Source organism: Peribacillus sp. NPDC097197 (assembly GCF_050278025.1).
In the GTDB taxonomy this organism is placed as follows: domain Bacteria; phylum Bacillota; class Bacilli; order Bacillales; family DSM-1321; genus Peribacillus.
Map to the genome: position 1 here is coordinate 54,514 of NZ_JBNNST010000005.1, position 20,002 is coordinate 74,515.

Consider the following 20,002-nt stretch of genomic DNA (forward strand, 5'->3'; position numbering starts at 1 on the left):
TTAAGAGTAGTAATCTTTCTTTAGCATCGTCACAGAGAGCCGGAATAGCTGAAAACCGGTACGAAGTAGGAAGATGAATGGACTTATGAGTGGTTTCTTGAAATGAAGTAGGGAAACCCGGTTGCCTCCGTTAAAGGGTGTGCAGGATATATCCTGCTGTAAGAGGGAAAAAGAGTGATTTTTCCAACTTGAGGTGGCACCGCGGTATTCCGTCCTCTGCAAGCACAATATTTGTGTTTGCAGGGGATTTTTTTATATGTTCCATTTCTGACGATGTTATGACGAAGGATTAAAAAGATAAGCTCCACCTCCTATTCTGACGGCGGGAGAAAAGAAACGTATAACGTAATTGACATAAAGGGAGGGATTGTTCATGAATTCTTTGAATGAGAAAAAGAAACTTCATTTTAAAATGGAAACAATAGAAGGGGATATTCACACACCAATCTCCATATTTCGCAAATTAAATGATAAGAAAAAATTCCTGCTCGAAAGCTCAAATTCACATCATGATAATGGTCGCTATTCCTATCTAGGGTCCAATCCTTATTTGGAGGTCACTTCATTAGCCAATCAAGTTCACGTCAAGGATTCTGTATCCGGGGAAGAGGAAGTGAAGGAAGCGAACATCATCGAGTTCCTGAAGGATCAACTGTTGGTTGAACTTGAGGGTATCCCGGTGAATATTCCCCCATTTAATGGGGGTGCAGTCGGGTACCTGGGGTATGATGTTATTCGTTTATTTGAAAAGATTGGTGATGTACCCCCTGATCCACTTCAGATGCCAGATGCCCATTTTCTATTCTTTAAGGAATTGTACATATTCGACCATGTCCTGCAAAAGATTCATCTTTTGACTGCCGAAGACGATGGAAAAAAAAGTTTAGCGGATATGAAGGAGAAAATCAATCAACCGAGTAAACCGTCACAAGAATTATCGTCGGAATTTTTGGAATTCGATTCGAACTTCAGTCAGGTGGAGTTCGAGAAAATGGTGCTTGAAGCGAAGGAAGCGATCGTAGCGGGTGAAGTGTTCCAAATCGTGTTATCACAAAGGTTCCAGGCTGACTTTGATGGAGAGCCGTTCGATGCATATCGACGACTTCGCTTAGCCAATCCATCACCATACATGTTCTATATTGAGTTTGGAGAATACACCGTTCTGGGTTCTTCGCCGGAAAGCTTAATCAGTGTTTCAGCCGGTATGGTGCATGTGAATCCCATCGCGGGTACACGACCTAGGGGAAAAACGGTTGAGGAAGATAAGGGGTTAGAAAAAAGCTTACTGATGGACGAGAAGGAATTGGCTGAACATAGGATGCTTGTAGACTTGGGAAGAAACGATCTCGGGCGGGTTTGTGAAATTGGTTCGATTCATCTTACGGAAGAAATGGAAATTCAGAGATATCAGCATGTGATGCATATTGCCTCCAAGATTAGCGGCAAGCTTAGGGAGGAATTTACGAGTTTAGATGCTTTAACGGTCTGTCAGCCTGCTGGGACTGTATCTGGTGCCCCAAAAATCAGGGCCATGGAATTGATCAATGGACTTGAAAACTGTAAGCGAGGCGTCTATTCAGGATCAATTGGATTTATTGGTTTCGGAGGTGACCTGGATATGGCCCTTGCCATACGGACGATGATTATCAAGGAGGGGCATGCCTACGTACAGGCCGGAGCGGGAATTGTATATGACTCGGATCCGAAAACCGAATATGAGGAAACACAGAATAAAGCTCGGGCGTTGATGGAGGTAAATAAAAAATGATTTTGTTGCTTGATAACTATGATTCATTTACTTACAACTTGTATCAATATTTAGGAGAAGTCGAGAAAGATTTGATTGTGAAAAGGAATGATGAAATCACCATTGCTGAAATTGAGGACATGAACCCAATGGCAATCATCATCTCCCCAGGTCCAGGACGACCTGAAGATGCGGGAATGAGTATGGAAATCATTCGTTCCTTTTATAAGAAGCTTCCTATCTTGGGAATCTGTCTTGGTCATCAGGCGATTGGCGCAACTTTTGGTGCGAAAGTGGTTGGAGCACAAGTAATCATGCATGGAAAGACATCGGTTATTGAGCATGATGGGACGGGGGTTTTTGTTAATCAGGAACATCAATTCCCAGTGATGCGTTACCATTCCCTGGTAGTTGAGAGGGAAAGCGTGCCTCCTGAGTTACTAGTTACGGCGAATGCGTTGGACGATGGAGAGATCATGGCATTGAAACACCGGGATTATCCGCTGTATGGTCTCCAATTTCACCCTGAATCAATTGGAACAAAGATTGGCAAAGAACTGTTACATGAATTTTATAAGATTGCGGATGCATATCAATTAGAGAAGGAACAATCCATTTTATAATTTTAAAACGAGTGGGGGAGTCAGTTGTGAAGGAGTATTTAGTGAAGTTAGCAGAGCGTCAAACATTGACGGAAGATGAGATGAGTAGAGCAGCCCAAGCGTTATTTTCTACAGATATTACAGAAAGCGAGATGGCGGCTTTTCTTATAGCATTAAAAGCAAAAGGAGAAACGGCGGGAGAAATCGCCAGTCTGGTCAGGGTCATGCGAAAAAAAGCAAGAAGTGTACATTCGACTAGTTTAAACGTGATGGATAATTGCGGGACAGGTGGAGATGGCTCACAAAGCTTCAACATCAGTACCACTTCTGCATTTGTTCTGGCCGGTGCCGGAGTAAAGGTTGCCAAACATGGAAATCGTAGCATTTCGAGTAAGACGGGAAGTGCGGATGTTTTGGAAGAGCTAGGGGTCAATTTATACCTTGAACCTGGAATGGTGAAAGAACTGCTGGAGGAAAACGGCATCACTTTCTTGTTTGCGCCGTCACACCATCCAAACAGCGCCCGGATTATGAAAGTGAGAAAAGAATTGAAGATCCCAACTGTCTTTAATTATTTAGGTCCATTAACAAATCCAGTGCAACTTCAAACGCAACTATTGGGAATTAACCGTCGGGATATGCTTGAGCTATTTGCCGAGGTGCTCCACAAATTAGGCAGAAAACGTGCGGTTGTCATCCATGGAGCAGGTTCTATGGATGAAGCAAGTCTACAGGGAGAAAATTCTCTCGTCCTTTTGGAAGAAGGGGACATCATCCCCTTTACCCTGAATCCGGAAGAAGTGGATTTGCCCATCTACGGAAATGAGGAAATTCGTGGAGGAGACGCTAAGGAAAATGCTGATATTATGCTACGTGTCTTAAAAGGAGAGAAAGGGGCTTACCGGGATACCGTTTTGTTGAACGCAGGGCTGGGATTATTCGCCCATGGAACGGCGCCCACGATTAAAAAGGGCATTTCTCTGGCCAAAGATAGCCTGGACAGCGGTTCAGCTCTTGCGAAATTAGAAAATTTAATTGCCTATGGCAACCGTAATAAGGTGGTAATGTAAATGGAAAATATTTTAACGAAAATCATCGAAAGGAAAAAAGTGGAGGTTGCCCATTATAAAGAAGGAAGCGGCTTTCCACAGTCGGAGGCGGTCCGTTCAACAAGGCCATCGCTAGTGGAATCTTTGAAAACAGCCGCCTCCATTTCGGTTATAGCAGAAATAAAACGTGCTTCTCCGTCAAAGGGTAAGATAAACATGGATGTTGACCCCAACAATCAAGCCCTATCTTATGAAAAAGGGGGAGCTGCTGCCATATCCGTTTTGACGGACGAGTCTTTCTTTAAAGGAACGATCGATGATTTACGAAACGTGAGCCAACTTGTCAAAATCCCTAGACTCTGTAAGGACTTCATCATTGATGAAGTCCAGATTGACCGGGCCTACCATGCAGGTGCGACCATTATTCTTTTAATTGTGGCAGCTCTTTCGAAAGAGCGCCTACATGAGTTGTATCAATATGCAAAAAGTAAAGGGCTCGAAGTATTAACTGAAGTCCATGATGAATCAGAGCTAAAACAGGCGGTGGACCTAGGAGCAGAATTGATTGGGATCAACAATAGAAATTTAAAAACATTCGAAGTGGACCTGGATGTAACGGAACGGCTTGCGAAACTGCTTGATCCGAACATTCATATGATTATCAGTGAAAGTGGAATCAAAACGAAAGCAGATGTCCTGCGTGTGAAAAAAGCGGGTGCCAGGGGGATTTTAGTGGGTGAAACCTTGATGACTTCCACCAACCTTTCGGATACGATGAATGAACTTCAAGTGAACTTTTAAGAGGTAAGGAGATAAATATGTTCGTCAAAATTTGTGGATTGAAAACATTGGAGGATGTCCAATCGGCTGTAGGGGCAGGTGCTGATTTCATCGGGTTCATTTTTGCAGAAAGCAGCCGGAAAGTACAACCTGAGGTGGTGCGTGAAATTGGACGAAACCTTCCTGGACATGTGAAAAAAGTAGGGGTGTTTTCTAATCAGGCCGAACGGGATGTGATTAGGACGGCTGGCATCGCTGGATTGGATTATATTCAGCTGCACGGAAACGAGTCTACTAGTTTTGCCGAAAGGATGCCGCTACCTGTCATTAAGGCATTCGCCATACATTCAGAAGAGGACCTTGAAAACCTTAACGATTATCCCGCTGAGTATCTTCTGGTCGATTTGCCGAAAGGTTCCTCGGGAAAAGGAATGACATTAGATTGGGATATGCTCCAAAAAGCCAAGCTTCCACTGGACAAGGTTATTCTTGCAGGTGGCTTAAATCCGGATAATGTGGATAAAGCGATTTTGGCCGTATCCCCATTCGGGGTTGATGTCGCTAGTGGTGTGGAGATTGATGGGGTGAAGGACGCAACAAAAATAAAGGCATTTATAAGGAAGGCAAAAAATATACAGGAGAAGAGGAATGAATAGATGAGTACGTATACACAACCTGACCAAACTGGGCACTTCGGGGCATATGGTGGCCGTTTTGTCCCTGAAACCTTGATGGCTGCAATCACTGAACTTGAAGAGGTCTATGAACAATCAAAAAATGATCCGGATTTCCAAAAGCAGCTATCCTATTACCTGACTCAATACGTTGGTCGGGAAACACCTCTTTATTTTGCTGAGAACCTGACGAAACTTGCAGGTGGTGCCGATATCTACCTGAAACGTGAGGATTTGAACCATACAGGTGCCCACAAAATAAATAATACGATAGGCCAGGCTTTATTGACTCAAAAAATGGGCAAGAAAAAGGTCATAGCCGAAACAGGTGCAGGACAGCATGGCGTAGCGACGGCGACAGTCTGTGCTTTATTGAAGCTCGAATGCATCATCTTCATGGGTGCAGAAGATATCAGAAGGCAGAAATTGAACGTATTCAGAATGGAATTGTTAGGGGCAAAGGTTGTTTCCGTTACACAAGGGAGCTCCACTTTGAAGGATGCAGTAAATGAAGCATTACGATACTGGGTTGCAAATGTAGAGGACACTCACTACATTATGGGTTCTGTCCTCGGTCCACATCCGTTTCCTGTAATTGTTCGCGATTATCAAAGCGTCATTGGTAATGAAACAAAGCGCCAGTATTCAGACTTGGTAAATGGGCTTCCTGATGCAGTGGTCGCTTGTATTGGGGGTGGCAGTAATGCAATGGGCATGTTTTACCCTTTCATAGAGGATGAAACGGTGAAGTTATATGGAGTGGAAGCTGCAGGTCATGGTCTCCATACACCATTACATGCTTCAAGTTTGACTAAGGGAAGGCCCGGCGTGCTTCACGGGGCATTCATGTATGTCTTGCAAAACGAAGACGGCCAAATCCAGGAGGCCCATTCGGTCTCAGCGGGGTTGGATTATCCCGGAGTAGGACCGGAACACAGTTACCTAAAGGATACGAATCGGGTCACATATACTTCCGTTACTGATCAGGAAGCCCTGGATGCCCTTGTATTGCTTTCAAGGGAAGAAGGGATTATTCCAGCTTTAGAAAGCTCTCATGCGCTTTCTTATGGGTTAAAACTGGCAAAAGAAATGGAAAAAGGGACAGGGTTGGTTATTTGCCTCTCTGGTCGTGGTGATAAGGATGTTGAACAAGTCCAATCCATATTAGGGGGCAGCGATCATGAATAAGTTAACGAAAGTGATGCAAGATTGTGTAAACAAGGGAGAAAAGGCGTTCATCCCCTATATCATGGCAGGCGATGGAGGTTTGGATCGATTAAAAGGCCAGCTGATGTTCCTAGAAAAAAACGGGGCAACCGCTGTTGAATTGGGCATACCATTTTCTGATCCAGTTGCTGATGGGCCGGTTATTCAACAGGCCGGGATTCGTTCTTTGGAGAAGGGCACGACTTTGAAGGATATTTTGAAAAAGGTAACGGAAATCAAAAACGATGTGAATATCCCGATTATACTAATGGGGTACACCAATTCCATCATGGCATATGGTCTAAAGGAGTTTATAGAGGATTGCCTTCATGCTGGAATTGCAGGATGTATCATTCCTGATTTGCCGATTGAAGAAGAAACGGTGTTTTCATCCATCAAAACAGCGGGGATCACACTGATTCGACTTGTGACCCTCACGTCTTCAAGGGATCGAATCACGGAGATTACAGCAGGAGCTGAAGGCTTTATCTACGCAGTTACGGTAAAGGGTATCACGGGTACCCGTGATACCTTCGGGGGCGATGTCGGTGAATATCTTAAACAGGTAAAAGAACTGAGCCCTGTCCCGGTTCTTGCCGGGTTTGGCATCTCAACGCCCGAGCATGTAAGGAATGCGATTCAATCCTGTGATGGGGTCATCGTCGGAAGCAAGGTCATAGAATGCTTTGAAACGGGAAAAGAGGAGCACATCACCGAGCTCATCAGCGCAAGTAAAATATTGGTTCAAAAATAAAAGCACGGAGGTACCTATAAAGGCACCTCCGTGCTTCCATCGTTTGGTCTATATTTTGTAGATATACGTCATATTACGACATAAGCGTTTATTTTAATTGATATAGGGGTAAAAGATGTTCAAACGCATCTTGAATGATTTGGATGAATTCAACTTCTTTTAATTGAATGGCCTCTTCGCGGGGGATTTGTATTCCGCAAAGGATCTCGGCCTTCTTGACCGTTTGCAAACGGGAAAACATGGAATGTAAATCTTCACTAGAAAGCCCTTCATGTGGAATGACTTCAGGTTTTGTGTGGTCCATTGACCAAACGTAGTCAGAAGGGATATTTTCTTTTAACCGGTTAATGTTTTTCTCAAGATGCTGTCCTATTTCTACCTTATTGGGGGCCTCATAAATGACGGCGTACCATATGAACAAATGTGTCTCCCATAAACCTATCTGAAAATGGGGCATCATTTTATAGCCCCGGCTATTAGCGGCAAAAGCAACCCATGTATCGTTAGGAGGGTTCACTTTCCGTCTGGCATGCCTTGCTACATGAGGAAACATTTCTTCACCAGTCATGATAGATAGCTGATGTGAAAAATGTTCGCCCAATGCATGAAGCTTAGGTTGTATCTTTTCTTTTAAAGCTTCCATTCGCGGTTCTAATCCATCAATTTTAAATACGTTAAAATCATCAGAAGTGAAACTTAATAATTTCATCATTTATCTCTCCTACCGTAAATATCTGCACATATTGTAGCATAAGTATAAGGTAATTTCGAAAATAGCGTTTTGTAACTTGATTTCAAATAAATTGATGGGTAAGAACACAAATTAGTTGCTATTTGTTGGTGGAAGACATATGATAAAATAAAATTAAATTCTGAAAATTAAGTTTATTGATGAAGGGAGAATGTTAATTATGAAACAAGTCATGAACCAAGCATTAAAAGCTAAAGAAGTAGAAAGACATAGAGCTGCAGTGTTAAGAATGGAAATGGACTATGAATTAGCAACCCTTTTTGAAGCGATCAGTGAAGAAAACGATCAGATGAGGTCACTATGCAAGCAAAGATTAGAGCGTATCCGTTTGGAGTTGCTAAAGCTTAAGGCTTTGTAAATGAATAGTTGTAAAGATCAATAAGGAGCATATGAATTAAATGGATAATGAAATCTATAATAGTTGAACGGACACTTATTTTTTTAGAAAATAATGTGTCCGTTTTTCATTATATACCTGAAGTGTTCCCAATAGCGGATTTGAATATTTCTATTGAGGAATAAAGGAAAGAAGTCTTGATGTGGTGGACTGTTCATTTAAGTGGATTGAATTTTAAATTTTTAAAAAGCTTAAAATATGAAGATGTTAAAAACTTGAAGTCATGGTATATTTGCATTACTCTTTAGAATATCTATTTAATGTAGTTTTGATGACAAAGGACGGGATATTATGATGGCATCGGTTAAAGAAATGGATACATATGCGAAGGTATGGATGAGGGAAGCGGGGGTCAAGCTTCGGGCGTCCTTTGAAACCAAGCTGAATATCGAGGAAAAAACGAATCCCAATGATTTGGTAACGAATATGGATAAGGCAATAGAAAAATTCTTTGTTGAACATATAAATGAAACATTTCCTGACCATCGTATTTTTGGAGAAGAGGGTATGGGGAATCAGATAAAGGATTTAAAGGGGACGGTGTGGATTATTGATCCCATCGATGGTACATTGAACTTTATCCACCAACAGCGGAATTTTGCCATTTCTCTCGGTGTATACCAGGATGGCATCGGGAAAATCGGCATGGTCTATGATGTTGTGCATGATGAATTATACCATGCTGTTAAAGGGCAGGGAGCTTTTATGAATGAACAAAGGCTTGCCCCGTTAGAAGAAGGTTCTGTCAGTACATCCATTCTATCGATGAATGCGAGTTGGGTAACGGAAAACCGCCGAATCGATCCAAACATCCTTGCCCCGCTTGTCCGTGATGTCAGGGGAACACGATCATACGGATCAGCTGCACTGGAACTTGCTTTCGTAGCTGCTGGACGCCTGGATGCTTATATAACGATGCGCCTTATGCCGTGGGACTTTGCTGGAGGGGCGTTACTTATTGAAGAGGTTGGTGGGGAAGTGACCAACATTAAAGGGGAGGAATTGAACTTCCTATCAGGAGATTCTCTTTTTGTTTCTAAACCTGGTCTACATAAGGAAGTGTTCGAACGATACTTGTCGGATAATTCAAGAAAGTAGTGAACGATATGCAGGAAAAACCTTTAATGGAAAATAAATTTTCGGAGTATAAAGTTATAAATAAAAAAACTCGCTATCAGCAGCGAGTTTTTTTATTTATAACTTTCCTGCTTCACGCAGTTTTTTCTTTTGAGAGAAGCCATACCCCATTATTCCGCATAGCACAACGATTGCAGCTACTATTCCGAGTATGCTCTTTATCGCGATAAAGATGCCAATGGAGCCAATACTTGCTGTAGCCAGTATCGCTAAAATTAAGAAATTCCATTTAATATTCATTAAAATCACCCCTAATAATTCTATTGTACATAATTTCGTTATTTGTTTCTACCATGTTTGTGATATAATATGTAAGTTAATACTAGTGATACGTTAAACACCAAATTTTTTTAGGAGTGAATTTTTTGAAATTAAGAGAAAATATTCGTAATATAGCCATCATTGCCCACGTCGATCATGGTAAAACAACTTTAGTGGATCAGTTGCTTAAGCAATCTGGTACTTTCCGTGAAAACGAACACGTTGAAGAACGTGCGATGGATTCTAATGCTATTGAAAAAGAACGCGGAATTACGATTCTTGCGAAAAATACAGCAGTTCAATATCAAGACACAAGAATTAATATCTTGGATACACCTGGTCATGCTGACTTTGGTGGTGAAGTAGAACGGATCATGAAAATGGTCGATGGCGTTTTACTTGTTGTCGATGCTTATGAAGGTTGTATGCCTCAAACACGTTTCGTGTTGAAAAAAGCTTTGGAACAAAAAATCACGCCTATCGTTGTCGTGAATAAAATTGATAAAGACTCTGCTCGTCCAGATGAAGTTGTCGACGAAGTTATCGACTTGTTCATCGAACTTGGCGCTGAAGAAGAACAATTAGACTTCCCAGTAGTCTTCACTTCAGGTATTGCTGGAACAGCAAGCTTGGATTCAGATCCTACTAAACAAGAAAAAGACATGACTCCATTATTCGAAACAATTATCGAAACGATTCCTGCTCCAGTCGATAACTCAGAAGAACCACTGCAATTCCAAGTGGCTTTACTTGATTACAACGACTATGTAGGACGTATCGGTGTTGGTCGTGTATTCCGCGGAAAAATGCACGTGGGACAACAAGTTTCATTGATGAAGCTTGATGGATCAGTTAAGCAATTCCGTGTAACGAAAATCTTTGGTTATATCGGCTTGAAAAAAGTTGAAATCCAGGAAGCTGTTGCTGGTGACCTAATCGCCGTTTCCGGTATGGAAGATATCAACGTCGGTGAAACGGTTTGCCCAGTAGAGCATCCTGATGCGCTTCCAATCCTACGTATCGATGAGCCAACATTACAAATGACTTTCCTTGTAAACAACAGCCCATTCGCAGGACGTGAAGGTAAATTCGTAACGGCTCGTAAAATCGAAGAGCGTTTGAAAAGCCAATTGCAAACAGATGTAAGCTTAAGAGTAGAAAATACTGATTCTCCGGACGTATGGATTGTTTCTGGTCGTGGAGAGCTTCACCTTTCTATCCTGATTGAAAACATGAGACGTGAAGGCTATGAGCTTCAAGTTTCGAAACCGGAAGTTATCGTTCGTCTTATTGATGGCGTACGTTGCGAGCCAGTTGAACGTGTTCAAATCGATGTTCCAGAAGAGCATACTGGTGCTATCATGGAATCCATGGGTGCACGTAAAGGCGAATTGTTAGACATGGTCAATAGCGGAAGCGGTCAAGTTCGTTTACTATTCACGATTCCAGCCCGTGGACTTATCGGTTATTCTACTGAGTTCTTAACAATCACTCGTGGTTACGGTATCATGAACCATTCATTTGACAGCTACCAACCAATGGCACAAGGCCAAGTTGGCGGAAGACGTCAAGGTGTATTAGTATCTATGGAATCAGGAAAAACAACACAATACGGTACTATGCAAGTAGAAGACCGTGGTGTCATTTTTGTTGAACCAGGTACTGACATTTATGAAGGTATGATTGTCGGCGAACATAATCGTGATGCAGATTTAACGGTTAATATCGTTAAAGCAAAACAAATGACAAACATGCGTTCAGCAAATAAGGATCAAACTTCTTCAATGAAGAAACCAAGAATCATGTCTCTTGAAGAAGCACTTGAGTATTTGAACGATGATGAGTATTGTGAAGTTACTCCTGAATCAATCCGTCTTCGTAAGAAAATTCTTGATAAAAACGAACGTGAAAGAGCAGCTAAAAGAAAAAAAGTGGCTGTTGAAGAAAAATAATTAGCTAGAGGAGGAGTAAAGATTGGATATCCAAGAGCGATTATCATTTTTTGCAGCGTTGTACAGAGTGGATGAGAACCCTGAAGCGGGAATGTGGTATTTGTATTTAACAATCTTTGGATTATGCATCCTTGTCTATCAGCTAGGTTTCGCCAAAAAGCTACCTTTGCTCAAAAATGTGATTATCTATGCGGTAATGGCACTTGGATGTACCCTTCTTTCTTTCTTCGCTGTGTTTCTCCCAATGGGGGAAGCGTTAGTCATAGCATCTCTTGTCCTTGGAATTTATAAGATTCGTCTTCATAATTCGAAAAAAGAAGAACAGGCTTGAGTGAGCTATGAAATCATTACAAGATGCTTTATACAATTGGCTGACGATAAGAGTTGTTTGTGATGAAAGGCCCGATGATACAGCCGCACGAGAAACAGAAATGTTTTTTATGCAGATGCTTCAGAACGACCACCAGGTGAGGATTGATTCCGTTACAAAAACAGAACCTTTTTATTTTGTTGAATATAAAGTAGGAGACGAAATGAAAAAGCAACGTTTCCCGATTGAATTAATTGATATCATGTTGGATCAGATACAACTTGAGCCAGATAAGTATAAAAATATCGAGTAATACAAAAATGACCGTGCGGTTTTCCGCACGGTCATTTTTGTATGGACAATGGAAGGAACAGAGAATAAATAAAATGTGCAAGTGCCCACAATAAGAATGTGAACAAGTCAAAAGAAGGAATAACCATGGTTTTAGAAAGGAAAGCCAATGGAAAATAAAGCAGGATGGCAGGAATGATGAATAAATTAGCAAAGGCAAATCGCTTTACAATCTTTCTTTTTTGAATCATATAGGCATAGCCATAAGTAAGGAAGATTGATATAAATAAATGAAAAGAAAATAGCCATGCTTCATTCCAAGGGATTTCCCCAAAAATAGGAATGAAATCCACGTTCAATAAAAGCTGATACACTTTTATTCCTGAGGACACTTCAATCCATTTCGTTATAAAGCCAAGTAATAATCCATTGAACAGACCAATCAGGAGTATCCGATTGAACGATTTACCATTCATCTTCTTTTTTTATCGTGCGGTAGAGATGGAAATTGCCTGTGGCAATCCGTTCATTCGTACGTTCTTCAATGCGTTGTTTACATATATCGCACATGTAGGTATGTATAGGACGGTTACGTAGCTTCTTAGCTTCTGGACTATCATCTGGTATGTCTTCGATTTGATCGCATATTACGCATTTTACCTTCATAATTATTGAACCTCACTTCGATTTCAGTATGTGTTTAAGTATACCAATAATTTCATGCCAAAACGAGGATAAAGTACAAGTCTCCCGTGTGGGATTTGCAATTGTACATAAGAAAAAACCCGAAGAAGATTCGACGGGGTGAAAAGGTTAATCTTTATGATGATTGGACTGTTCGTTTTGTTCTTTTTCTAATTGTTTTCTGTCATCTTGATTATGGGGCGAGTTCCCTTGATCATCCGTAACCTTTGCAGGGGTAGGTGTCAAGGTGTCACCAGGTACCTCAGGTATGACTCTGCTTGTGATATCTGCCAACTCATTTAATATCCCCCTTACTGGTTCGCCATTTTTAATGTCTGCTGCAACTTCTTTGATTCGTGCATTTAAATCTGGATCGGCTACGACAATCGCATAGGCACCATGAGGATCATTCTTTAATGTCTCTCCAACCGAGTATTTAACGGTTCCGACTTGTGAGCGTTCGATGTCCGCGTCGATATCAATCCCCACCAGGGCGTATTTCCCAATTACAACTGCGGTGGCATCATTCACTTCAGGTACTGATTGAGCCAGATTCGTTAGCCTTTTGGATGTTTCTTGTCCGGTCCTGCGATCGCTTTCCTGAATGGTCGAGTTATGAACTTGGGTTAAGCCGTTTTTAGCCTGGTCTTTTGAATCGTCACTTGCATGATCCGTCGAACAACCTGACATCAGTAAGAGTGCAGCCAATGAAAAAATTTGTTTGCGCAAGAGTTCCGTCTCCTTTTTACTCGTAGAATTCATTGATCATATTGTGTATTTGGCATCTTTATATCAAGGAAGATTTCTTTATAGTCTGTAATTGTTCTTCTATCTTTATACAAAGGGACATATATTTTATCAACAGTCTCGTCCGCTACATAACTGCTAAGAGCAGTCATTGTTAGGTATATCCGATAAAGAGCAGGCAGGAGGCGTCATATTGGACAAAATCTATGTTTTAGATACGAATGTCCTGTTGCAGGATCCGTATTCCATTTATTCATTCGGGGTTAATGAAATCGTCATTCCAGCAGTTGTATTAGAAGAATTGGATTCTAAGAAAAGGTATATGGATGAAATCGGAAGGAATGCAAGGCAGGTTTCGAAATTAATTGATCATTTTCGGGAAAAAGGGAAACTACACCAGAGTATCCCGCTTCATAATGGAGGAAGTTTACGAATAGAACTTAATCATCGTTCTTTTCATGAACTACAGGAAATTTTTGTCGAGAAAACAAATGATAATCGAATATTGGCGGTTGCTAAAAATTTGTCATTGGAAGAAGAGACGAAGGAAGAGGGGAAGACGGTCATCCTCGTTAGCAAAGATACACTAGTGCGTGTAAAGGCAGATGCTATCGGACTTGAGGCAGAAGACTTTTTAAATGACCGTGTCGTTGAATTGGACCATGTCTATGGTGGATATAAAGAGATATTTGTTTCAATTGACAACCTAAATAAATTTTATGAAAAAAGTTATTTAGAACTTGAAGAGTTGTCAGAAGATCAATACTATCCCAATCAATTTCTCCTCATGAAGGATACACTAGGAAGCTCAGCCTCGGCGATTGGGATCATCAATGAAAACTGTAAGACTGTTAAGAAGTTGATGTATGAAGGGGAACATATATGGGGAATTAAGCCTAGGAATGTTCAACAAACGATGGCTTTGGATTTGTTGCTTCGTTCAGATGTACAGCTTGTGACACTAATTGGTAAGGCGGGCACTGGGAAAACGTTACTTGCTTTGGCAACAGGCTTGTTGCAAACAGAGGATTTAGCCCATTATAAGAAGCTTCTTGTCGCAAGGCCAATTGTACCGGTCGGTAAAGATATTGGTTATCTGCCTGGAGAAAAGGAAGAAAAATTGAAGCCGTGGATGCAGCCTATATTCGATAATCTGCAATACTTGTTCAATACCAAGAAACCAGGAGAATTGGATGCCATTCTAGCAGGGATGAGTTCGATTGAAGTAGAAGCCCTGACGTATATTAGGGGAAGGAGCATACCGGATCAATTCATCATCATTGATGAAGCACAGAATCTGACGAAACATGAGGTAAAGACTATCTTAACAAGGGTAGGAGAACGAAGCAAAATCGTGTTGATGGGAGATCCAGAACAAATTGATCATCCATATTTAGATGAATATAATAATGGCTTGACGTATGTAGTCGAAAAATTCAAGACGGAGCGGATTGCTGGGCATGTCAAGCTGATAAAAGGGGAAAGATCTACATTGGCACAGCTTGCTGCAACGCTTTTATAAATAAAAAAATGGCACGGGGAAAATCCCCTGCCATTTTCTAGAGTATTGCTATTGGCGAGCTTATTTGACTGTAAAAGACGTGACATACTTGATTGGATTATTGATATTACTTCCATCACCAAAATAAATTTCCATGGGACCACCTTCAGACACTTTAAGTGGTTGTCCATCCTTTGAAAACCCGATGAAAAATTTCATGGCATCTTCTAGCGGAAACGCCAATTCTTTGCCTTCTGAAGTAACGATAACTTCGGTTGCATCATCAGCGGGTTCGGCATTTTTTAAAAAAGGTTCAAACAGAATGCCAAAAGAACCTTCAAGCAATCGTTGTTTCTCGAATTTCCGTTCTGTTTTTATTGTAGGGGGTAGAACCGCTCCCTCTTGAATTTCTTTTTGCCAATGTCTAGAAGCTTTCTTAGTATAATCTTCTAGTTCATTGATCTGTACTCTTTCTTCACTGAAATATGTATCAATCTCAATTTTACGGTCATCGAAGATCCATACTCCAGGGTCTATTGTAAGAGGATATTTCACATTTCCGTTAATAAACACGATGGATTCCAAATATCTCATTCCTTCCTTTGCTCACATACATGTACAATTATAATCAATTACAGGAGAATTGTCACATTATCGAGCATGCATCGGCACAATTCTTCCAGGTTTCGTTATTCATTTAGTTTGTCAATATCCTTGCTTTTTAAGACAACTAAAGGTAGAATTTAAAGATAAGATTTAATCGCTCTGAGCGGGGGGATTTAACATGGCATCTGAAATGCTTGTCAATCATCGAGAAAAAGCTTTTGCTTTATTAAAGGCAGATGCTGACAAGATTCTAAAATTGATAAAAGTTCAAATGGAGAATCTCACTATGCCTCAATGTCCTTTATATGAAGAGGTACTGGATACTCAAATGTTTGGTCTATCACGGGAAATTGATTTTGCTGTACGATTAGACCTAATAGAGGAATTGGAAGGCAAATCTCTTTTAGAGACACTCGAAAGAGAATTGTCAGTATTACATGAAGCATCATTAAAAAAATAATATATAGCACATACTAACTCAAACAAATCTCGATGATTGTTTGAGTTTTTTATTTGTATACATAATCAAATGAATAGGTTATACTTATTTTAAAAGTGTTATACTAATAGGACGGAACATTCTTTGTTTAGTCCTTTTTATGTTTTTATATTAGTAATGATGTATCAAATTCATTCACAACATTTAATATTATACAAAACTTGAATACGGTTGCTGATCCAATGGCACTAAGACAAAAAGTGGATTGAAAAATACTTTTAAATATAAACGAAAGAATTTTTTATTTTTTTATTGTATTCAGTTTATTTTAGTATTATGGTTATATTAATTACTTATTAAAGTAAAAAGTACGAAAAGTTGGTATATCATAATAATAGTAATTATTTAAAAATTTTGCTTTATTCTTTTTCATTATTCACTTAATGAAATGGACGTTTAAGTTATCTCTATTAATAGAGAATGAAAAGTTGTGATATCTCTCACACTTTTTTTCTATATATTTATAAAAATACATATTGATTAGGGTGGTAGCAATGGTTAAACGTATAGAAAAGGTACTTGCGGCAAATCGCGGGGAAATTGCGATTCGAATTTTTCGGGCATGTACGGAATTAGACATTTGTACAGTTGCAATCTATTCCAAGGAAGATTACGGATCCTATCACCGCTATAAGGCTGATGAAGCATATCTGGTTGGTGAAGGTAAAAAGCCGATCGATGCATATTTGGATATTGAAGGGATTATTTCAATTGCCAAAATGAGTGGAGTTGACGCTATTCATCCTGGTTATGGCTTCCTTTCAGAAAATATAGATTTTGCTAAACGTTGCGAAGACGAGGGAATTATCTTCATCGGACCTGAATCAAGGCATTTAGATATGTTTGGGGACAAGGTAAAAGCTAGAACACAAGCTGAACTGGCTGGTATTCCGGTCATTCCAGGCAGTGATGGACCAGTAACAAGCGTGGAAGAAGTAAAAGAATTCGGTAAGAAGTATGGCTTCCCCATTATTATAAAAGCCTCACTTGGTGGAGGCGGACGCGGCATGCGTATTGTCGAAAAACTTGAAGAAACCGAAGAAGCATACAATCGCTGTAAATCTGAAGCGAAAGCAGCCTTTGGGAATGATGAAGTATACGTAGAGAGATACATTAAAAATCCAAAGCATATCGAAGTTCAAATCTTGGCAGATTCTCATGGTAATACCGTTCATTTATATGAACGTGACTGCTCGGTGCAAAGACGTCATCAAAAAGTCGTTGAAGTTGCTCCTTCAGTTTCGCTTCCGGAGAGCCTTAGAGAAGAGATTTGCGAGGCTGCAGTCAAATTGGCCAAAAATATCGACTATGTCAATGCTGGGACAGTGGAGTTCCTTGTGGCAAATGGTGAATTTTATTTCATTGAAGTCAATCCAAGGGTTCAGGTAGAGCATACCATTACCGAAATGATTACAGGAATCGATATTGTTCAATCGCAAATCATGATTGCCGAAGGCCATGAACTACATGGTAAAAAGATCGCCATTCCAGAACAAGCGGGCATTAAAACAAATGGGTATGCAATCCAATCAAGGGTGACAACCGAAGATCCGTTGAATAATTTTATGCCTGACACTGGAAAAATGATGGTTTACCGTTCGGGTGGAGGATTTGGCGTACGTTTGGATGCAGGTAATGGATTCCAAGGTGCAGTGATTACCCCATATTATGATTCCTTGCTAGTCAAGCTTTCAACACATGCACTATCATTTGAGCAGGCTGCTTCCAAAATGGTGCGTAACCTGAAGGAATTTAGGATTCGAGGAATTAAAACAAACATCCCATTCCTTGAGAATGTTGTCAAACATAAGAATTTCATTACGGGCGAGTACGATACTTCATTTATCGATTCAACGCCTGAATTGTTTAACTTCCCAGTCAGAAAAGACCGTGGAACAAAAATGCTTTCATATATCGGCAATGTAACGGTGAATGGTTTTCCAGGTGTGGAAACGAAGAAAAAACCGGTCTTTGACCCAGCACCGATTCCGGATGTCAAGAATCTGCCGCTTACTCCAGGTACGAAGAATATTCTAGACGAACGAGGAGCAGAAGGCCTGGTTAACTGGATTAAGGAACAGAAAGAAGTATTAATTACGGATACGACTTTCCGTGATGCACATCAATCATTATTGGCTACAAGAATTAGATCAAAGGATATACTGGACATTGCAGAGCCTACAGCAAAATTACTTCCAAACCTATTTTCCATGGAAATGTGGGGCGGGGCAACGTTTGATGTAGCCTATCGCTTCTTGAAAGAAGATCCATGGGAGCGTTTGTTAAGTTTCAGGAAAAAAGCGCCTAATGTCCTGTTACAAATGCTTTTAAGAGCTTCCAATGCAGTGGGTTATAAAAACTATCCCGACAATGTCATACAGGAATTCGTTGAGAAATCAGCGGCGGCTGGTATTGATGTCTTCCGGATCTTCGACAGCTTAAACTGGGTAAAAGGGATGGAAGTGGCTATTGATGCTGTCCGCCAATCTGGTAAAATTGCCGAAGCAGCCATTTGTTACACAGGTGATTTGAATGATTCATCGCGCAGCAAATATAATATAGAATACTATAAAAACATGGCGAAGGAATTGGAGCATGCAGGTGCTCATATTCTAGCTATCAAAGATATGGCAGGTCTTTTGAAACCGGATGCGGCTTACCGTCTTGTATCGGAATTGAAGGAAACGACTTCTCTACCTATTCATTTGCATTCGCATGATACGAGCGGAAATGGTATCTTTACGTACTCAAAAGCCATTGAAGCAGGAGTGGATATTGTGGATACGGCGATTGGCTCGCTTGCAGGCTTAACTTCGCAGCCAAGTATTCAAACCCTTCATTACGCACTGGAGGGATCGGGTAGACAGCCTAAACTTGAAGTGGATTCACTTGAACGTCTAGGAGAGTATTGGGGAGAGGTACGGAAGTTCTATAAAGACTTCGAAAGTGGCATGAATGCACCCCACACGGAAGTTTATAAGCATGAAATGCCAGGTGGACAGTATAGTAATCTACAACAGCAGGCTAAAGCAGTAGGTCTTGGAGATCGTTGGCATGAAGTGAAGGAAATGTATCGACGCGTCAATGTCATGTTCGGAGATATCGTTAAAGTGACACCATCTTCAAAAGTTGTAGGCGACATGGCCTTATTCATGGTACAAAATAGCCTTTCGGAAGAGGATGTCCTTACAAAGGGTCAAGCCATTGATTTTCCTGATTCCGTTATTGAATTATTCGAGGGGTACTTGGGACAACCAACGGGAGGTTTTCCAAAGGAACTTCAGGAAGTTATCCTGAAAGGGAAAAAACCGATTACAGTTAGACCAGGTGAACTACTGGAAGCTGTAGATTTTGATGCATTAAGAGAAGAGTTGTTCCGAGAAGTGGGACGTCCTGTCACAGACTTCGATGTGCTTGCATATGCCCTATATCCTAAAGTATTCTTGGATTATAATAAAACGAAAGAGTTATTCGGCGATGTATCCAACCTAGACACAGCCACTTTCTTATATGGCATGAGATTAGGAGAAGAAATCGAAGTCGAAATAGAAAAGGGGAAAACCCTTATCGTTAAATTAGTGTCAATTGGACAGCCATTGCCTGATGGCACACGGGTTGTGTATTTTGAATTGAATGGTCAATCTCGTGAAGTCATCATCAAGGATGAGAATATTAAATCGTCCGTGCAAACCAAAATCAAGGCTGACACCAAAAATAAAGAACATATTGGGGCTACGATGCCTGGTACGGTCATCCGCGTTGTCGTCGAAAAAGGCGATCAAGTCAAGCAGGGTGATCACCTGATCATTACAGAAGCCATGAAAATGGAAACAACTGTACAAGCACCTTTCTCTGGTACAATTAAAGACATTTATGTTAAAGACGGAGAAGCCATCAGTACAGGTGATCTATTGATTGAAATAACTAAGTAACTCTAAGAGAGTCAGAGACTAGCTTTGAAAGAGGGCGCACGGATGGGATAACATCTGGAGTGCCCTCTTTCAGGCTATCCTTTTAACAGGTATACAAAAAGCCATCATTTTGAATGATGGCT

The 20,002-nt window shown here is 40.7% G+C and carries 21 protein-coding genes and 1 other annotated feature (1 of these 22 cut by a window edge); of the genes, 15 read left to right on the plus strand and 6 right to left on the minus strand.

Translation table 11 applies throughout. The annotated features are described in order from the left end of the window. Positions 1-220 (plus strand) — a binding site (T-box leader); it begins 13 nt to the left of the window's first position. A gap of 153 nt (positions 221-373) precedes the next feature. The 7 genes from trpE to trpA are packed head-to-tail and all read left to right on the plus strand — an operon-like array spanning position 374 to position 6,812. Continuing rightward, positions 374-1,768: an anthranilate synthase component I gene (trpE, locus tag ACQKL6_RS08515; protein ID WP_402868080.1), complete on the plus strand. Its 1,395-nt coding sequence runs from the start codon at positions 374-376 to the stop codon at positions 1,766-1,768. Further along, positions 1,765-2,370 carry an anthranilate synthase component II gene (locus ACQKL6_RS08520; protein WP_407407924.1) on the plus strand — a complete coding sequence of 202 codons (606 nt, stop codon included), beginning with the start codon at positions 1,765-1,767 and terminating at the stop codon, positions 2,368-2,370. Before trpE ends, ACQKL6_RS08520 begins: the two co-directional genes overlap by 4 nt. A 26-nt stretch (positions 2,371-2,396) precedes the next feature. After that, positions 2,397-3,419, plus strand: a complete 1,023-nt coding sequence (gene trpD, locus ACQKL6_RS08525; RefSeq protein ID WP_427650964.1) for an anthranilate phosphoribosyltransferase — start codon at positions 2,397-2,399, stop codon at positions 3,417-3,419. Beyond that, positions 3,420-4,199, plus strand: coding sequence for an indole-3-glycerol phosphate synthase TrpC (gene trpC, locus ACQKL6_RS08530; RefSeq protein WP_427650965.1), 780 nt, complete (start codon positions 3,420-3,422; stop codon positions 4,197-4,199). It begins immediately after the preceding gene. A gap of 17 nt (positions 4,200-4,216) precedes the next feature. Beyond that, on the plus strand, positions 4,217-4,834 hold the full coding sequence (locus tag ACQKL6_RS08535; protein WP_402868087.1) for a phosphoribosylanthranilate isomerase: 618 nt from the start codon (positions 4,217-4,219) through the stop codon (positions 4,832-4,834). Beyond that, positions 4,835-6,040, plus strand: coding sequence for a tryptophan synthase subunit beta (gene trpB, locus ACQKL6_RS08540; protein WP_403080055.1), 1,206 nt, complete (start codon positions 4,835-4,837; stop codon positions 6,038-6,040). Further along, entirely contained in the window at positions 6,033-6,812 is a 780-nt protein-coding gene (trpA, locus tag ACQKL6_RS08545) for a tryptophan synthase subunit alpha (protein ID WP_403080053.1), read from the plus strand. The genes trpB and trpA overlap by 8 nt, the downstream gene beginning before the upstream one ends. A gap of 88 nt (positions 6,813-6,900) precedes the next feature. Here the strand turns inward: trpA and ACQKL6_RS08550 are convergent, their stop codons facing one another. Continuing rightward, complete coding sequence (locus ACQKL6_RS08550; RefSeq protein WP_427650966.1) at positions 6,901-7,521, minus strand: YktB family protein; 621 nt, start codon at positions 7,519-7,521, stop codon at positions 6,901-6,903. Between the two features lie 202 nt (positions 7,522-7,723). Between ACQKL6_RS08550 and ACQKL6_RS08555 the strand changes: the two genes are divergently transcribed. After that, positions 7,724-7,921, plus strand: coding sequence for a hypothetical protein (locus ACQKL6_RS08555; RefSeq protein ID WP_402868093.1), 198 nt, complete (start codon positions 7,724-7,726; stop codon positions 7,919-7,921). 333 nt (positions 7,922-8,254) lie between these two features. Continuing rightward, a complete protein-coding gene (locus ACQKL6_RS08560) occupies positions 8,255-9,058 on the plus strand; it encodes an inositol monophosphatase family protein (RefSeq protein WP_427651003.1) in 804 nt (267 codons plus the stop codon). 96 nt (positions 9,059-9,154) lie between these two features. Here the strand turns inward: ACQKL6_RS08560 and ACQKL6_RS08565 are convergent, their stop codons facing one another. Beyond that, on the minus strand, positions 9,155-9,337 hold the full coding sequence (locus ACQKL6_RS08565; RefSeq protein WP_402868097.1) for a YlaF family protein: 183 nt from the start codon (positions 9,335-9,337) through the stop codon (positions 9,155-9,157). Positions 9,338-9,462: 125 nt separating this feature from the next. On the opposite strand from ACQKL6_RS08565, the gene typA reads away from it, so the two are divergent. From typA to ACQKL6_RS08580, 3 genes are read left to right on the plus strand one after another with little or no spacing between them, the layout of a single operon-like run. Further along, positions 9,463-11,310, plus strand: coding sequence for a translational GTPase TypA (gene typA / locus ACQKL6_RS08570; RefSeq protein ID WP_402868099.1), 1,848 nt, complete (start codon positions 9,463-9,465; stop codon positions 11,308-11,310). A 22-nt stretch (positions 11,311-11,332) separates the two neighbouring features. Further along, positions 11,333-11,641 carry a YlaH-like family protein gene (locus ACQKL6_RS08575; protein ID WP_402868100.1) on the plus strand — a complete coding sequence of 103 codons (309 nt, stop codon included), beginning with the start codon at positions 11,333-11,335 and terminating at the stop codon, positions 11,639-11,641. A gap of 7 nt (positions 11,642-11,648) precedes the next feature. Continuing rightward, positions 11,649-11,933, plus strand: a complete 285-nt coding sequence (locus ACQKL6_RS08580) for a hypothetical protein (RefSeq protein WP_402868101.1) — start codon at positions 11,649-11,651, stop codon at positions 11,931-11,933. A 31-nt stretch (positions 11,934-11,964) separates the two neighbouring features. Here the strand turns inward: ACQKL6_RS08580 and ACQKL6_RS08585 are convergent, their stop codons facing one another. From ACQKL6_RS08585 to ACQKL6_RS08595, 3 genes are all read right to left on the minus strand, one after another. Next, positions 11,965-12,387 carry a hypothetical protein gene (locus ACQKL6_RS08585; RefSeq protein WP_407407928.1) on the minus strand — a complete coding sequence of 141 codons (423 nt, stop codon included), beginning with the start codon at positions 12,385-12,387 and terminating at the stop codon, positions 11,965-11,967. After that, positions 12,377-12,577 (minus strand): YlaI family protein, encoded by a 201-nt coding sequence (locus ACQKL6_RS08590; protein WP_402868104.1) that lies wholly within the window; start codon positions 12,575-12,577, stop codon positions 12,377-12,379. The genes ACQKL6_RS08585 and ACQKL6_RS08590 overlap by 11 nt, the downstream gene beginning before the upstream one ends. A 147-nt stretch (positions 12,578-12,724) precedes the next feature. After that, positions 12,725-13,324 (minus strand): YhcN/YlaJ family sporulation lipoprotein, encoded by a 600-nt coding sequence (locus ACQKL6_RS08595; protein ID WP_402868105.1) that lies wholly within the window; start codon positions 13,322-13,324, stop codon positions 12,725-12,727. Positions 13,325-13,535: 211 nt separating this feature from the next. Here ACQKL6_RS08595 and ACQKL6_RS08600 point away from each other — a divergent pair, with 211 nt between their 5' ends. Then, positions 13,536-14,864, plus strand: coding sequence for a PhoH family protein (locus ACQKL6_RS08600; protein WP_402868106.1), 1,329 nt, complete (start codon positions 13,536-13,538; stop codon positions 14,862-14,864). A 60-nt stretch (positions 14,865-14,924) separates the two neighbouring features. Here ACQKL6_RS08600 and ACQKL6_RS08605 read toward each other — a convergent pair whose 3' ends face one another. Further along, on the minus strand, positions 14,925-15,428 hold the full coding sequence (locus ACQKL6_RS08605) for a peptidyl-prolyl cis-trans isomerase (RefSeq protein WP_402868563.1): 504 nt from the start codon (positions 15,426-15,428) through the stop codon (positions 14,925-14,927). Between the two features lie 199 nt (positions 15,429-15,627). Here ACQKL6_RS08605 and ACQKL6_RS08610 point away from each other — a divergent pair, with 199 nt between their 5' ends. Both ACQKL6_RS08610 and pyc read left to right on the plus strand, forming a co-directional pair. Further along, entirely contained in the window at positions 15,628-15,909 is a 282-nt protein-coding gene (locus ACQKL6_RS08610; RefSeq protein ID WP_402868108.1) for a YlaN family protein, read from the plus strand. Between the two features lie 533 nt (positions 15,910-16,442). Continuing rightward, positions 16,443-19,880, plus strand: coding sequence for a pyruvate carboxylase (pyc, locus tag ACQKL6_RS08615; protein WP_427650967.1), 3,438 nt, complete (start codon positions 16,443-16,445; stop codon positions 19,878-19,880). Positions 19,881-20,002 lie beyond the last annotated feature (122 nt).

Excerpts from the sequence above, each read along its gene's own strand:
- trpE (WP_402868080.1), top strand. The coding sequence starts at position 374 with ATGAATTCTTTGAATGAGAAAAAGAAACTTCATTTTAAAATGGAAACA.
- ACQKL6_RS08520 (WP_407407924.1), top strand. The coding sequence starts at position 1,765 with ATGATTTTGTTGCTTGATAACTATGATTCATTTACTTACAACTTGTAT.
- trpC (WP_427650965.1), top strand. The coding sequence starts at position 3,420 with ATGGAAAATATTTTAACGAAAATCATCGAAAGGAAAAAAGTGGAGGTT.
- ACQKL6_RS08535 (WP_402868087.1), top strand. The coding sequence starts at position 4,217 with ATGTTCGTCAAAATTTGTGGATTGAAAACATTGGAGGATGTCCAATCG.
- trpB (WP_403080055.1), top strand. The coding sequence starts at position 4,835 with ATGAGTACGTATACACAACCTGACCAAACTGGGCACTTCGGGGCATAT.
- trpA (WP_403080053.1), top strand. The coding sequence starts at position 6,033 with ATGAATAAGTTAACGAAAGTGATGCAAGATTGTGTAAACAAGGGAGAA.
- ACQKL6_RS08550 (WP_427650966.1), bottom strand. The coding sequence starts at position 7,521 with ATGAAATTATTAAGTTTCACTTCTGATGATTTTAACGTATTTAAAATT.
- ACQKL6_RS08555 (WP_402868093.1), top strand. The coding sequence starts at position 7,724 with ATGAAACAAGTCATGAACCAAGCATTAAAAGCTAAAGAAGTAGAAAGA.
- ACQKL6_RS08560 (WP_427651003.1), top strand. The coding sequence starts at position 8,255 with ATGGCATCGGTTAAAGAAATGGATACATATGCGAAGGTATGGATGAGG.
- ACQKL6_RS08565 (WP_402868097.1), bottom strand. The coding sequence starts at position 9,337 with ATGAATATTAAATGGAATTTCTTAATTTTAGCGATACTGGCTACAGCA.
- ACQKL6_RS08580 (WP_402868101.1), top strand. The coding sequence starts at position 11,649 with ATGAAATCATTACAAGATGCTTTATACAATTGGCTGACGATAAGAGTT.
- ACQKL6_RS08585 (WP_407407928.1), bottom strand. The coding sequence starts at position 12,387 with ATGAATGGTAAATCGTTCAATCGGATACTCCTGATTGGTCTGTTCAAT.
- ACQKL6_RS08590 (WP_402868104.1), bottom strand. The coding sequence starts at position 12,577 with ATGAAGGTAAAATGCGTAATATGCGATCAAATCGAAGACATACCAGAT.
- ACQKL6_RS08610 (WP_402868108.1), top strand. The coding sequence starts at position 15,628 with ATGGCATCTGAAATGCTTGTCAATCATCGAGAAAAAGCTTTTGCTTTA.
- pyc (WP_427650967.1), top strand. The coding sequence starts at position 16,443 with ATGGTTAAACGTATAGAAAAGGTACTTGCGGCAAATCGCGGGGAAATT.